The following is a 12981-nucleotide window of genomic DNA, read 5'->3' as shown; positions in this document are numbered from 1 at the left end:
AGCAGGACGCCGTGATCCTTGGGCTCCTCTCGAGCTGGATCACGACCTACAAGTGCGTCCAAGCCGAAACCAAACCGGATTCAAAGGATGCCGAGCTGGCTGGCTCGTGAGAGAGCCTCGACGCGGTTGCGCGCCCCGAGCTTCTCCAGCGTGCGTTGAAGATAGATCTTGACCGTGTTGCGGGTGAGCCCCAGTGCGGCCGCGATCTCGGGGTTCGTCTCGCCCATCGCGACACGCCGCAGGATGTCGTACTCACGCCGGGTCAGACCGTGCTCGCGGAGCTTGCGGCTCAGAGCCGCACCGCTGCTGCCGGCGGCGTTGATGCTCAGGACCCGTTCGCCGGCCATGACGCGCCTGATGGCGTCGACCAGGTCGTCGCGTTCGGTGTCCTTGACAACGGCGCCGTGCGCGCCGGCCGCGAGCGCCGCGTCCAGGGCCGCGTGATCGGGATAGGCGGTGAACAGGATGATCTTCACCGCGGTGTCCCGGGCGCGCAGCGCTTGCACGACTTCGGGGCCGAGCATGTCGGGCAACCGCAGGTCGAGGAGGACCACGTCCGGTTTGAGCCGCTCGACAGCAGCGATCGCCTCACGCCCGCTGCGCGCGTAGCGGGCCACCTGAAGCCACGGTGTGTTCTGGAGGGCGAGCGTCACCCCGTCGAGCACGATCGGGTGGTCATCGGTGACGAGCACCGGACCGTGCGCGTCGGCGTACACGGGCAAGCATTGGCGCGCGCTGGCCGATTCTTGCCCGGGCGGCTCGGTGCGTGGTGGGATGCCCGGATGGGTGAGTTCGACTTCCTGGTCGGGGTGTACGACGTCCGCAACCGCCGCAAGGCCGTGCGGTCCCTGATCGCGGATCTCGAGTTGACCGAGAAGGCGGACTGGGAGGAGTTCCCCGCCGTCAACACCGGCACCCGTTACCTCGACGGCCAGGTGGTCGTCGACCAGTACGAGGGCGTCTTCCCCGGCGGGCGAATAGTCACCCTGGTCGATGTCCACGCGTACGACCCGGGCACGCACGAATGGTCGAACGCGATCCACGCCGGCGGCAGCGCGCCGGACTGGGAGCCGTACCGCGGCCGTTTCAGCGGTGGCGCCGGAGAGTTCTTCCAGGTCATCGAGACCCCGGACGGTAAGCCGCTGCACGTGCGGCATACCTGGGACCGGATCACCGGTGAGTCGGCGCGGTTCCAGCAGGCGTTCTCCCGCGACGGCATCGCCTGGAGCACGAACTGGGTCATGGAGCTGACCCGGCGCGGCTGACTGCTCCCGTGAGGTTGTCGAGCTGGTCGGCGTACCAGGTGTTCTCGCCAGATGGTGTCGAGGTGTTCGGCAAGGGAACCACCAGTTGCCGCGCCGGTGCCGTACGGCGACCAAGACAGTAGCCAGAACTCGGCGCACGCTGACCTCGGCCAGCGGCCGCGTGCGTGCGGAGTTCGGCTCCGCACGCACGCGGTGGTGCTCAGTTCGCCTTCAGGACCGCGGTAGGCGGCCGCGCGGTGTTCGGTGGTACACGTACGGCGCGGTGGTCGGTGTCCCCCTTGATCAACCCACGTCCGTGAGCCGTCCCTCCCATTGGCTCAGGTTAGGACGGTTCGGCCCGGCTGAACATGACGGCCGCCCCCTAGTGACGTGCGATTGGGGTGGATGATCGGCCGAGTTGGCAACCGCCTGGCTGTCAGGTGTGGGGGTACAGCCAGCCGCGGAGCAGTCGGGTCACGCGGGGCATGACGACCCAGGTCATGAGCGGGACGGTGACGGCGGTGGTGATCGCCAGCCTGAGAACGAGGGGGAGCCCGTTGAGCAGCGGGTTGAGGATGACGACCACGAGCGTGATCAAGGGAAAGATGGTGATCCAGGTGACGAGGGCCATCTTGTAGGGCGGGGGTGGTGGGGTGCCGGGCCGGGACGGATCGGTGAACCAGGTCTCGAGTCCGGTCAGGTACTGGCGGCGAATCGGGCCGGTCACGTGCGGCTCGGCGCGCTCCAGCCAGGCGGCGTGCTCGGCGGAGTCGAGCCAGGCGTGCAGGTGCTCGGCGGTGTCGAAGCGGTAGACGACGCGGTATTCCCCCGCGGACGCGCTTTCGGGGCGGAACACCTCGACGCCCAGGTGGCCCGGGAACCGGGTTGCCGTCGCGATGATGCCCTCGAGGAACAGTTCGTAGAACTGCTCGTGGCCGGGCTTCACCCGGCGGGTCACCACGGTCGTGACCGGACCGCGGGTGCCGTCCGGGATGCCGAGGCCGCCGTCTCGTCCGGCGGAATCCGGTCCGTCTCGATCTGGCCCGTCGTGGCCTTTGGCGTCCTGGTGGCTCACGCCAATCCCTGGTCCTTGAACTGGAGCAGCCCGATGGTGTTTCCGGCCGGGTCGACGAACCACGCCGCCAGCGCGAAGCCGACATCGGCGACGCCGTCCACCGTCCGGAGACCGGGTACGTCGTACTCGGCGACCTCGACGCTGCGAGCGCGTAACTCGGTGATCTCGGCGGCGACGTCGGCGACCCGCCAGCTCGCCTTCGTCTGCTGCTCGTCGGTCCGCACGGTGCTCCGGGTCAGCACCAGTCGGCTGTCCCCGCCGCAGCCGAACGTGACGAACTCTTCGGTCTCGATCAAGACCTCGAGCCCGATCATGTCGCCGTAGAACCCCTTCGCGACCGCGAGATCAGTGGCGGTCAGCATCACGTCGATCGGGCATTTCGCGAGCATGAGATCTCCTTTCGCCGGTCTTCGACCGGTGGACTGCGGTGAGGACCGGGTCATTGGCCCAGAGCCTCGATGACCAGCCGTGCGGCGGCGGCTCCGGAGTACTGCTGCTGTCCGGTAATCAGCAGACCGTCCCGCACCGCGTGCGGCCGGAAACGGCCATGCACGATGAAGTTGCTCTCCGCGATGGCCCGTGCCTGGTCCTCGATGTACCCGTGTTCGGTGAACTCCCAGTACGGGTGGCTGAGCTCGGCCCACCAAAACCCGATCGGCCATCCGGTCTGGCCGGAGATGGCCGGATTGGAGGCCAGCGGCAGGATCCGGCGGCTTGTCAGTAGATCAACGGTGCCTGTCACGCGGAGACGCTATACGGGATCAAGCGTCCTCGTAATGTACGTTCTTGCGATCGACGCGTAGCCGCCCGGGGAGACGCCGACATGCCGCTTGAAATGCCGGCTGAAGTGGCTCAGGTCGAAAAAACCGGTCTCGCCGGCGACGCGGCTCACGGGCAGGCCTTGCAGGAGCAGTCGCTTGGCGCGTGCGATGCGCAGCTGGAGTTGGTATGCGTGCGGAGGCATGCCCACCTCCGTGTGGAACAGCCGCGCCAGATGGAACGGGCTCAAGCCCACCAGCTCAGCCAATCCGTCCAGCGTCACGTCCTCGGCGTAGTTGTCGTCCAGGTAGGCACGCGCGAGCAGCGCGGCCCGGCGCGGCCCCGGCTGCGACTCGCGATCTGTTCGTACGTCGGCGTGACGGCCCACCAGCGCCACCAGCATCGCCAGCAGATCGACGTCCCGGCCGAGTTGCGACCCACCAGCGAACCCGGCGTGCAGTCGCTGGTACCGCACGGCGAGCTCGGGATCGCGAAGTACCGCTTCGGCGAAGAACGGCAGCCCTCCCCGCCGGTCAGCACCGATCGCCGCCGCTACGTCTCGGAGTCGGTCCGGACCGACGTACAGCACCTCGTACCTCGTCGTCATCCGACGGTCATCGGGTTCCTCGGTCGCATGCACCTCGTCCGGCATCAAGACACTGAGGCTGCCAGGCGGCACGACAATCCATCCGCCCCGATACCTATACCTGCTCGCCGACCCGGAGGCGAGGCAAAGCTGGTACTCCGCGTGGGAGTGGCTGGGAGTCACACCCGCAGGGCCGGGAGGGTAGCGGTACCACTCCACGAGCACGTTGCCATCCTGGTGAGCTCGGACATCGTAGGTGGCGCCACCGGTGGGCGGCCGACGCCGACCTCCCGTGCGGTCGACCATAGCCCAATCGTACCGGCGGCCCCGCCCCCGGGACGGCGACCTAGCGGATGGATATCGGCCAGTATCGTCATACCCGCTACCCAGCATCTAGCCCTTGATCAGTTGCTTGAAGGCGGGTTCGTTGCGGATCGGGTCCAGGTCGGAGTCGGTCTGTGCGGATGCGCGGAACTCCGCTGACATATTGATGGCGTGCTTGAGGTGATTGAGTGCGTCACTGGTCCGGCCGGAGCGGCTCTCGCAGCAGGCGAGGTTGAAGAACAACATGGGGTACTGCGTACTGGCTGCCACAAGATCGCCGAGGCGGTCGGCAACCTCGGCGTACCTGCCGGCTTGATAGAGCGGGGCGAGTGGCGCCCACAGTTCCCATCCTCGCGCGTCGTACGGCCGCCCTGGCGTGCCTTCCAGTGCGATGACAGTCGTCCCTGCCTGCTTGGCGGAGGCGGTTCGCTTGGTGCGAGGAGGGGCGGAGACGAGAGTTCCGGCCGGGGCGTCGACCTGGTCACCGTCAATCTCGAACACTGCGTGGCCGCGCAGGACGAGAAAGAGTTCCTGGTCGGCGGTGGGATCGTCCTCGTCGTGCTCGTTGATGACGACGTCGCCCGCGGAGTGGGCCGTCCAAGCAGTCACACCGAACGCCGTGATGCCCAGGTGGTGCCGGATCGGCCGATAGTGACAGCCTGCGTCGTCGAATTCCTCGATAGCGTCCAGATGCGCAACCATGTAACCGGCCACGGGTCCCTCCGTCCTTCTCGTCAGCACCGGAAGTTCGCCCTCATCCTAGGAGCGGTTCCGGACGTTCTACGTCCGGTTGATCACCGAAGCTCGCCACGACCTGTGTCGGCCTGATCTCGCGGCATCTCCCGCTGCTGTTGCGGCGGCCGGGCGCACCGTGTGACTGAGCGCGAGCCCTGCGATGTCGAATGCCGGTGGCTGACGACCTGGCCCGTAGCGGGGTCGTGTTCGTGACCGGCGTACCGCTCACGCCCCGCGCAGCGGGACCGAGGTGCTTGAGGTGACACCCCGGCGCTGCCCGTACAGGTGGCTCGCAGACGCCAAGACTGCAGCCGCGCTGGTACGACCGGACTTCACGATGCCGGCCGGCCACGGCATCGCAGCGGTGTGCGAAGCAGCAGCAAGGTTGCTGTTGCGTGAGAACGTGCCCGCTCGCGGAACGGAAGCTCGCTGTCCATGATCGTTGCTCCGGGCAACTGCTGTGGGGTGCCCGTGGGCGGTCCGTGCGTTCGGCGGCCGCGGGCCAGTGGTGGTGCGGACCATATCTGCCGGCCGCCGAACGCTCGGGCCAGGTGTGGCTACATGCCGGAGCGGTAGGTGTTGTCGTAGTAGCCGCCGAGCCGGGTCCGGTAGTCGTCATCGACCCCGGCGTCGGGGTCATACTCGGGGGCGTCCTTGATCTGATCCTTCGTCCGGTCGACGTAGACCTTCTCGTCGTCGTGGTCGACCCTCTCGACCACGCCGACAGGCAGCAGCACCTTGCGCCCGAAGATCCACGGTCCGGTGTCGACCACCAAGCTAGAGGTGCCGGTCTCGCCGGTGGCCTTGTCGACCTTGCCGATATCGCCGTCAACGGCGGCGATCTTGTACCCGGTCAAGTCGGTGCCCTCGGTGTAGCCGGCTGTCTTTCGGTAGTTCCAGGGGTCGAATGCACTCATCGACATGGCGGTGTGCCTTTCGTACAGGTGGGCAGTCAGCCCAGCAGTGAACCCGTGACACACGCGCGCCAGCCCGAGACCGGCACCCGGTGTCTCGAGCATGGTGCAAGCTCGGTACCCACCATTCGGCGGATCAAGCAAGACACCGCAGGCTCGACTCCAAGTCGCGAACGGCGTGCATGGGCTGGTGTGGCGCGGGGCACCCTGGGTCCTGTCCATCGGAACCAGAGGAGGACAGACCAATGACCACACCAAGGCGAACCTCAAGCAGGCCGGCGAAAAGGTGAAGGATGCCTTCAAGGATTGACGCGTTGAGTAGGGGTCGGTCCCTGGTGCTGTCGTCTCAACACCGGGGACCTGGGATCATGCGGCGGAACCAGACCGCCTCCGGTCGCTTCCGCCTGGTGCAACATCCATCAGCTGTCGGCCTCGCTCTGCAGCTTCTTCTGCAGTTTGTCCTTGCTCAAGCCGGACGTCCCTGAGATGTCGGCGTTGCTCGCTTGCTGCGCGAGCTGGTCGCGGGTGATGTCGCCAGGTTGTTCACCGAGGTGATGTTTGCGACTGGCAATGAAGGCCTCGCCCAGCTGGGTACGGCGCTCGTCCGACAGATTCGAGCGCATCCCGGGCAGAACCTTGGTCTCCTCCTCCTCGACATGGTGGGACACGGCGTCGACGAGGTTCTGCAGGGCCCTGTCGAATTCGGCCGACGTCGGATCGGTCTTGGCGAGCTTCGCGAGCAGCTGGTCGGCCTCGATGTGCTCCTGCTGGCTGTGCGACACCTCTTCTTTCTCGCCGGCCTCTGCCGCGGCCACCGGGTAGACCTCTGCCTCTTCGGCTCTGCTGTGAGCGGTCAGCAAGGTGGTGAGCACCGGAAGCAGGTTCGGGCGCTTCTCCGGGTTCTCCTTGAGCTCCTCGAACAACCGCTCGACCTCGCGATGGTCCTGCATGATCAGATCGACAACATCAACGGGCATTTCAAGTTCCTCTCGCCTGGTCTGGTGCCGGGCCCGGTACCCCGGTGCAATCCCGTCTGTCACTCCCATCACGGGAGTGCGTGGGGTCGTTCGGGCGAGTGAGGGGAGGACTGGTGGGTACCTGGCGGCCATAGGCGTGGCGGGATGGTGCTGATGCGTTGGGTTCGGCTGCGGGCCTTGTTGCTGGTGAATCTGGGGTTGTTCGCGTTGTTCATGGTGGGGGCTGACCGGGCACGCGCACGAGAACGAGGACTTGTCCGATCACGGTCAGCCGACTGAGTCGCTGGCCGCGTATGCCGGGTCGTCGTCGTTCGGTGAGACGGTCTTCGAGAACTGGGAGTCGGAGTTCTTGCAGATGGGGATGTATGTGCTGCTCACGACGTTCCTGGTGCAGAGGGGGTCGGCGGAGTCCCGGCCGATCGGGGAGCCGGCCGAGCAGGACGAGGATCCGCGGAACCATCGCAACGATGCCAGGGCTCCGTGGCCGGTGCGGCATGGATCAGAACTGGTGCTGAAGTTGTACGAGAACTCGCTGGCAATCGCCTTCGGGATCGTCTTCTTCCTGTCTTTCTGGCTGCATGGCGTAACCGGCGCCGGTGCGTACAGCCAGGATCAGGAGCTGCACGGCTGCCAGGCCGTCACCGCGTGGCAGTACGTGCGTACGTCGCAGTTCTGGTTCGAGTCGTTCCAGAACTGGCAGAGCGAGTTCCTCGCGGGCGCGGCGATCATCGGCGGCTCGGTCTACCTACGCCCGCGTTCCTCATCGCAATCGAAGCCTGTGCACGCCCCGAACGACCAGACCGGCGATTGACTCGACGGTCCCAGACAGCGGCCGCACCCACCGAAGCCTCTGACGATTGGGGGATTCGGGCGTACCGGCGAGTGACTGAATCAGGTAATAGGCGATGTCAACGCCGTGAATCGCCGCCCGCAGTTGCCGTGGGTCCCCGGCATCCGCTTCGACGACGTCGACCTCGTCGTACCAGGCCCGAGCATTTCCGGCACGAGGCGGCCGCCGAGGTAGCCGGTCGAGTTGCTTGGTTTGGGTGTTTGGTGGCGGGTACCGGGCGGCTAGTTTCAGTGGTGGTACGGAAGAGTGCCATTTCGGTAAGTCCTTGTTGCGAGGCAGAGATGCTGCGCCTTTCGGCCTGAGTAGGCCACTCCCCTCCAAATCCTCTTGCCGTCCTCTCGGACGGCGGGTCAGGCGCGGGCCTCGCGACGTCAAGCAATGCTCCTGGAAGGAGCCGTCACATGACGCACACCACGAATCATCGGATGGACGCCACCGAAGGGGTCGCCGAGACAGCCCGTGACGAGGCCGGGCAGCTGAAGGAGACGTCGACGGAGGCCGCTGGTCACGTTGCGGGGACCGTCAAGGACAAGGCATCGGACGTGACGTCCGATGTCCGGGAGCAGACCCGGCGGCTGGCCGATCAGACGCGGGACGAACTGGTCGGGCAGGCGAGTCAGCAGAAGGACCGGGCCGCGAATGGTCTTCGTTCGGTGAGCGATGAGCTGCGCGGGATGGCCGAGCACGGTCAGTCCGGGCTGGGGGCTCAGCTGGCACGGCACGGTGCGGGTTTCGCGGATCAGGCTGCGGACTTCCTGCAGCAGCGCGAGCCGGGCGATCTGCTGGACGAGGTCCGAGGGTTCGCGCGGCGTAAGCCGGGCACGTTCCTGCTGGTGGCCGCGGCCGCCGGCGTGGTGGCCGGGCGCCTCACGCGTGCTTTGGCTGCAGGTGGCACGAGTACGTCGACCAGCTCCAGTCTGCGAGGTAGCAACGGATCGCCGAGCCGAAACGGTCAGTCGGTCGGTGGCGCAGATGTCGACGACTATCTCGTCCCGCCGCCGGCGGCGCCGATGAGTGCGCCGCCTGTCACCCCGACCTCGCCCGATCCGGATCCCGGTTCGCCGGTGACGCCGAGGTTCACGCCCGGACCGGGGCTGTGACATGACTGTCAACGGATCACCGCCCGGGAGCGGTTCGCACCGGTTGTCGATGGACGAGTCGGTGGGTCAGCTGGTCTCCCAGCTGACCACCGACCTGGGACAACTCACGCGCCAGGAACTCGCGCTGGCCAAGGCCGAGCTCCAGGCGGAGGCGAAGAAGGCCGGCAAGGGCGCGGGCATGCTCGGCGGTGCGGCGTTCGCCGGCTGGATGGTCGCGCTGTTCGTCTCCTTGACGGTGATGTGGGCTCTCGATGAGGTCATGGATCTCATCTGGGCAGCGCTCATCGTTGCCGCCATCTGGGCGGTCGTGGCCGCCGTACTGGCGACGACGGGACGCAAGGAGCTCCAGGAAGTCAATCCGAAACCCGACCAGACGGTCGAATCACTGAAGGAGGACGCGAAATGGCTGAAAGCCCGGAAGAGCTGAAGCGCGACATCGAGCAGACGCGGCGCAACGTCGGCCGCGACGTGGACGCCTTGACGGAGAAGGTCAGCCCGGGTCGCGTCGTCGGCCGCCGGGTCGACCGAGCCCGTAGTGGAGTCCGCCGGCTGAAGGAGCACGTGATGGGCTCGGCGGAGTCCGTGGGCGGATCCATGAGCGACACCGCCGGTTCGGCGGTGTCGACCGTGCAGGACGCGGGCAGCAAGGTTGGTGACGCTGTCAGTTCAGGGCCGGACATGGCTCGGGCGCGGACGCGCGGTACGCCGCTGGCCGCCGGGCTGATCGCCTTCGCGGCGGGATGGGTCGCGGCCGCTGCGCTCCCGGCGTCGACACGGGAACGCGACCTGGCGCAGGACACCAAGGACAAGGCAATGGAGGCCGCGGGTCCGGTGAAGGAGCAGGCCGCCCAGGTGGCCCACGAGATGAGGGACAACCTCCAGGAGCCGGCGCAGCAGGCTGTCGAGAACGTGAAGCAGTCCGCGTCCCAGGCAGCAACCGAGGTGGCCGACGAGGGCCGCTCGGCGGCTCACCAGGTCGCAGACGATGCCAAGGACTCGGCGGACAACGTCCGGCAGGCCGGTTCCTCGAGCTGATGAGCGACGGACGGCGGGACGTTCCGGGACTGGTTGCCGAGAAGCCGACCGAGATTCCGGCGACCGGCTGGTGGCAGGTGATCCGGCGAGCCTGGGCTGAGGCCAAGGCCGACCAGGTGCCGCTGCTGGCGGCCGGTGTCGCGTTCTTCGGCTTCCTCTCGCTGTTTCCCGCCGTCGTCGCCGGGGTGCTCACCTACGGACTGGTTGCGGATCCGGCCCGGATCCGCAACCAGGTCAAGGACCTGACCGCGGCCATGCCGGCGTCAGGGCGTGATCTGCTGCTCCAGCAGCTCGACGCTCTCACCTCGGCGCCACGGCAGGGGCTGGGCATCGGCGTCGCGATCGCGGTAGCGGCCGCGTTGTGGAGCGCGTCAGGGGGTGCGGGGTACCTCCTGACCGCGGTCAACCTCGCGTACGACGAGGACGAGACGCGCGGCTTCGTCCGCCGCAAGCTCCTGGCACTGGGCATGACGCTGGGCGCGATCGTCTTCGTCCTCCTCGCGATCGCCCTGTTCACGGCCGGCGCGGCGATCGGGAACGATGTGGCCACGCCGGTCCGGATCCTGCTCGAGGCGGTACGGCTGGTGCTCGCCGTCGTACTGATCACAGTGGCGCTCGCCGTCACCTACCGGCTCGGGCCGGATCGCGACGCGCCGCGCATCCGCTGGGTGTCCGCGGGTGCTGTCGTCGCGACCGTCATCTGGCTGATCGCGTCGGTCGGGTTCTCGATCTATGTCGAGACGTTCGGCAACTACGCCAAGACCTACGGCAGCCTGGCCGCGGTGGTGGTCCTGATGTTGTGGCTGTGGCTGACCGCGTACGCCGTACTGCTCGGAGCCAAGATCAACGCCGAAACCGAGCAGCAGACGGCTCGAGACACCACGAAAGGTGAGCCACGTCCCCTCGGTCAGCGAAACGCCGTCAAGGCCGACTCCATCCCGCGGCAGTAGGTCAATTGTCGTTGTCGAAGGTCGCGTTGAGATCCTCCCGGCACCCACTGCGACCGCTGCATAGCGGAGGAATCGTGAATCTGCCGCCAAGTTCGGCGAGCTGACGTGCACGGCGTCCGTAGCGGCGTCGTAGCAGGGGCCTTCCTGCACCTCGTACTGCGCTGCGTCGAGTCTCAACAGCATGTCGTCAGTCGGTGCCGCCGTTTCCAGCCGGCCGTCGGCACGCTTCACGGTGATACTCGCATAGTCGACGTCGGGCAGTACTTCGACCGCAGCCGCAGTGATCCGACCCAGCGTATGGTCCAGATCACCCGGAGTCAGCGACTTCGAGAGCCGACGTGCGGTTTCGAGCAAGCGTTGCTCATCCACGCTCGATCGGTACCCCCTCGGCAAACGTGAACCGCCCAAGGACACTCACTTCCGGCCACGTGACGGACAACGGCTTTGACTCCGGTCGTTTGACGTTGGGTACAGAGGCTCTGGCACGGGTAACTCGCCGGCAAGCATCGATCCGGCCCAAAGTGATGGGAACTACCGTGGGTCTCATTCTGTGGATCATCGCGGCGATCCTGGTGATCGCCGGCATCTTCTCGATCGTTCGCGGTCAGCTGATCTGGGGTATCGCTTTGATCATCATCGGCCTCCTCGTCGGTCCTGGCGGCGTCAGCATCTTCACCTGACGCCAGCCGCTGGCCGGATTCTGATCAGTCATCCGTCAGACGTGGACCTGCATGTCCGGCGAGACAGAGCCATCGGCGGGAACCGCCCCGGGCCGTAGATGTTGGTCTCGACGACCGCGCCGGCGGCGTCGCGGATGATGTGCTGGGCTTGCGCCCACCGGGCGACTTCGGCCCCGATCGCGACCTGCCGCAGCCGTGGGCCGCCGCTGGAGAACGGCTCACACCCGGGTCGGCGGTTCTTCCAGACCCCGTTCTCGCAGTAGGTCTCGACATCTTGAGCGTCCATCGCCAACCCCCTCGTGCTATTTGGCCCGCCGGCTGGCAAGGGACATGTCCGCCGACGACGTAGCACCTGTACCCCGCCACAATCGTTCGTCCTCGCCACCAATGGCTCTCGGTAACGATGCGAGTGCGCTCGTGACGATGTCCTCGCCGTTGTTCGAGGGTCCGGTCGACTCGTGATCGGCCCGCGGCCGCCGCCGGGGAAGCGAACTGGATTCGATCGCCGTTCTCGTCGACGACAACCAATCAGGAAGGGGAAACGCGTTCGGCGTGCAACTGGGTGCAGGACGTCGGGGAGAAGGGCCCAGCGGTGGGTGGGGGAGTGACGCACCAGGCCCGGGCCCTTCGGTATGCCCCACAACTCTTAGCGTATTCCGATACGGACCAGTCCGGTACTTCGCAGCGCGGTGTGCATCGCTCGGAAGTGGAGGCAACTCCTGGAACCCCTAGACAGACGCTTGACTCATGTCACCCGACGCGGTCGTACCGTCCGCGTTGAGGAGACCGTGAATGGACGGCAGGATAGGTGTCATGATCGGTGGCACGGATCACACAGGTCGGCGGAGGCCTCGAACCGAGGCGCCCCAGGAGACCGAGATTGCGACCATCAGCCTTGTCGGCGCGGACGCCGCCGAGGCGTTCGCCCGGTTGGCAGTCGAGTTGCATGGCGCGGAAGGGCTCGAGGAGACCGTCGATGCGGTGGTGGACTTCGCGCTCCAAGCCCTGAACTGCTCGCATGCCGGCATCGCCCTCCACAGTCGCGGACGGCCACAGGTGCCGGCAGCAACCCACCCACTGGTGTGCGAGATCTTCCACCACGCCATGGCGACAGGACACGGACCCCTCGTCGAGGCGATGCGAACCGGCCAGGACGTCTTGGTACGGGACACAGCCATCGACCCGCGCTGGCCCCAATGGGCCGCGGAGGTCCGCGAACTCGGCGTCCGCGCCGTCCTGGACGTGCCGCTCACCACCGCCACGGACAGCGTCGGGATGCTGGGCCTGTACAGCACCGCACCAGACGCCTTCGGACCCGATGACATCGCTGTCGCGCACATACTGGCGCGGCACGCCTCGGTCGCGCTCGCCAACGCCCGCCACGAGGCGAACCTCGCGCAAGCGGTCGACGCCCGCAAACTGGTCGGACAGGCGATGGGGATCCTGATGGAACGCTACGACCTCGACGGCGACCGGGCCTTCACCGTCCTCAAACGCTACTCGCAAGACACCAACACCAAACTGCGCGACGTAGCTCAGCAACTGATCGACACACGCAAACTGCCCCGCACCGAAGCCCGGCGATTGAACACCGAAGCCGCTGCGGCGAATCGGGACGGCCACCAAGTCCCGGCACACGGTACAGCGGACGTCTAGATCCGGCCCCCCGTACGGCGAACTGCTGCCGTGCCCGTGGTGCTCACCGGCGGCGCTGGCGTCCGCAACTCGAACGCGTAGACCGCCTTCACGGCG

At 66.9% G+C, this 12981-nt stretch carries 17 protein-coding genes; 8 read left to right on the top strand and 9 right to left on the bottom strand.

Annotated elements, in window-relative coordinates; all coding sequences use genetic code 11:
- Positions 1–80 precede the first annotated feature (80 nt).
- On the bottom strand, positions 81–716 hold the full coding sequence (locus ACZ3HV_RS43190; RefSeq protein WP_465693620.1) for a response regulator: 636 nt from the start codon (positions 714–716) through the stop codon (positions 81–83).
- A gap of 66 nt (positions 717–782) precedes the next feature.
- Between ACZ3HV_RS43190 and ACZ3HV_RS43185 the strand changes: the two genes are divergently transcribed.
- Positions 783–1265, top strand: a complete 483-nt coding sequence (locus ACZ3HV_RS43185) for a hypothetical protein (RefSeq protein WP_465693618.1) — start codon at positions 783–785, stop codon at positions 1263–1265.
- 415 nt (positions 1266–1680) lie between these two features.
- Here the strand turns inward: ACZ3HV_RS43185 and ACZ3HV_RS43180 are convergent, their stop codons facing one another.
- From ACZ3HV_RS43180 to ACZ3HV_RS43150, 7 genes are all read right to left on the bottom strand, one after another.
- Complete coding sequence (locus ACZ3HV_RS43180; protein ID WP_465693617.1) at positions 1681–2319, bottom strand: antibiotic biosynthesis monooxygenase; 639 nt, start codon at positions 2317–2319, stop codon at positions 1681–1683.
- Positions 2316–2708, bottom strand: a complete 393-nt coding sequence (locus ACZ3HV_RS43175; RefSeq protein WP_465693615.1) for a VOC family protein — start codon at positions 2706–2708, stop codon at positions 2316–2318. The genes ACZ3HV_RS43180 and ACZ3HV_RS43175 overlap by 4 nt, the downstream gene beginning before the upstream one ends.
- Before the next feature lie 50 nt (positions 2709–2758).
- A complete protein-coding gene (locus ACZ3HV_RS43170; protein ID WP_465693614.1) occupies positions 2759–3061 on the bottom strand; it encodes a hypothetical protein in 303 nt (100 codons plus the stop codon).
- Positions 3062–3070: 9 nt separating this feature from the next.
- Positions 3071–3970 carry a helix-turn-helix domain-containing protein gene (locus ACZ3HV_RS43165; RefSeq protein ID WP_465693613.1) on the bottom strand — a complete coding sequence of 300 codons (900 nt, stop codon included), beginning with the start codon at positions 3968–3970 and terminating at the stop codon, positions 3071–3073.
- Between the two features lie 87 nt (positions 3971–4057).
- Positions 4058–4702 (bottom strand): TPR end-of-group domain-containing protein, encoded by a 645-nt coding sequence (locus ACZ3HV_RS43160; protein ID WP_465693612.1) that lies wholly within the window; start codon positions 4700–4702, stop codon positions 4058–4060.
- A 578-nt stretch (positions 4703–5280) separates the two neighbouring features.
- The gene (locus ACZ3HV_RS43155) at positions 5281–5742 is read right to left on the bottom strand and encodes a PRC-barrel domain-containing protein (protein ID WP_465693610.1); all 462 of its coding nucleotides are present in this window, start codon (positions 5740–5742) and stop codon (positions 5281–5283) included.
- A gap of 314 nt (positions 5743–6056) precedes the next feature.
- Positions 6057–6614, bottom strand: a complete 558-nt coding sequence (locus tag ACZ3HV_RS43150) for a hemerythrin domain-containing protein (protein WP_465693609.1) — start codon at positions 6612–6614, stop codon at positions 6057–6059.
- Between the two features lie 253 nt (positions 6615–6867).
- Between ACZ3HV_RS43150 and ACZ3HV_RS43145 the strand changes: the two genes are divergently transcribed.
- From ACZ3HV_RS43145 to ACZ3HV_RS43120, 6 genes are all read left to right on the top strand, one after another.
- On the top strand, positions 6868–7425 hold the full coding sequence (locus tag ACZ3HV_RS43145; RefSeq protein WP_465693608.1) for a DUF6766 family protein: 558 nt from the start codon (positions 6868–6870) through the stop codon (positions 7423–7425).
- Between the two features lie 440 nt (positions 7426–7865).
- Positions 7866–8564: a hypothetical protein gene (locus ACZ3HV_RS43140; protein ID WP_465693606.1), complete on the top strand. Its 699-nt coding sequence runs from the start codon at positions 7866–7868 to the stop codon at positions 8562–8564.
- 1 nt (position 8565) lies between these two features.
- Positions 8566–8991, top strand: a complete 426-nt coding sequence (locus ACZ3HV_RS43135; protein WP_465693604.1) for a phage holin family protein — start codon at positions 8566–8568, stop codon at positions 8989–8991.
- Entirely contained in the window at positions 8967–9599 is a 633-nt protein-coding gene (locus tag ACZ3HV_RS43130) for a DUF3618 domain-containing protein (protein WP_465693603.1), read from the top strand. The genes ACZ3HV_RS43135 and ACZ3HV_RS43130 overlap by 25 nt, the downstream gene beginning before the upstream one ends.
- Positions 9599–10549, top strand: a complete 951-nt coding sequence (locus ACZ3HV_RS43125) for a YihY/virulence factor BrkB family protein (RefSeq protein ID WP_465693602.1) — start codon at positions 9599–9601, stop codon at positions 10547–10549. Before ACZ3HV_RS43130 ends, ACZ3HV_RS43125 begins: the two co-directional genes overlap by 1 nt.
- A gap of 536 nt (positions 10550–11085) precedes the next feature.
- Entirely contained in the window at positions 11086–11229 is a 144-nt protein-coding gene (locus tag ACZ3HV_RS43120) for a GPGG-motif small membrane protein (protein WP_329477912.1), read from the top strand.
- Between the two features lie 28 nt (positions 11230–11257).
- Here the strand turns inward: ACZ3HV_RS43120 and ACZ3HV_RS43115 are convergent, their stop codons facing one another.
- Positions 11258–11515: a hypothetical protein gene (locus tag ACZ3HV_RS43115; RefSeq protein WP_465693600.1), complete on the bottom strand. Its 258-nt coding sequence runs from the start codon at positions 11513–11515 to the stop codon at positions 11258–11260.
- A gap of 506 nt (positions 11516–12021) precedes the next feature.
- Here ACZ3HV_RS43115 and ACZ3HV_RS43110 point away from each other — a divergent pair.
- Positions 12022–12885, top strand: a complete 864-nt coding sequence (locus tag ACZ3HV_RS43110; RefSeq protein WP_465693599.1) for a GAF and ANTAR domain-containing protein — start codon at positions 12022–12024, stop codon at positions 12883–12885.
- The last annotated feature ends 96 nt before the right edge of the window (positions 12886–12981 follow it).

The sequence above is a fragment of the Kribbella sp. NPDC020701 genome (assembly GCF_055562215.1).
Note: the sequence above shows the minus strand (reverse complement) of the source record. Positions and strands in the feature narration are given on the sequence as shown.

Excerpts from the sequence above, each read along its gene's own strand:
- ACZ3HV_RS43185 (WP_465693618.1), top strand. The coding sequence starts at position 783 with ATGGGTGAGTTCGACTTCCTGGTCGGGGTGTACGACGTCCGCAACCGC.
- ACZ3HV_RS43175 (WP_465693615.1), bottom strand. The coding sequence starts at position 2,708 with ATGCTCGCGAAATGCCCGATCGACGTGATGCTGACCGCCACTGATCTC.
- ACZ3HV_RS43165 (WP_465693613.1), bottom strand. The coding sequence starts at position 3,970 with ATGGTCGACCGCACGGGAGGTCGGCGTCGGCCGCCCACCGGTGGCGCC.
- ACZ3HV_RS43155 (WP_465693610.1), bottom strand. The coding sequence starts at position 5,742 with ATGCTCGAGACACCGGGTGCCGGTCTCGGGCTGGCGCGCGTGTGTCAC.
- ACZ3HV_RS43150 (WP_465693609.1), bottom strand. The coding sequence starts at position 6,614 with ATGCCCGTTGATGTTGTCGATCTGATCATGCAGGACCATCGCGAGGTC.
- ACZ3HV_RS43140 (WP_465693606.1), top strand. The coding sequence starts at position 7,866 with ATGACGCACACCACGAATCATCGGATGGACGCCACCGAAGGGGTCGCC.
- ACZ3HV_RS43135 (WP_465693604.1), top strand. The coding sequence starts at position 8,566 with ATGACTGTCAACGGATCACCGCCCGGGAGCGGTTCGCACCGGTTGTCG.
- ACZ3HV_RS43130 (WP_465693603.1), top strand. The coding sequence starts at position 8,967 with ATGGCTGAAAGCCCGGAAGAGCTGAAGCGCGACATCGAGCAGACGCGG.
- ACZ3HV_RS43125 (WP_465693602.1), top strand. The coding sequence starts at position 9,599 with ATGAGCGACGGACGGCGGGACGTTCCGGGACTGGTTGCCGAGAAGCCG.
- ACZ3HV_RS43115 (WP_465693600.1), bottom strand. The coding sequence starts at position 11,515 with ATGGACGCTCAAGATGTCGAGACCTACTGCGAGAACGGGGTCTGGAAG.
- ACZ3HV_RS43110 (WP_465693599.1), top strand. The coding sequence starts at position 12,022 with ATGGACGGCAGGATAGGTGTCATGATCGGTGGCACGGATCACACAGGT.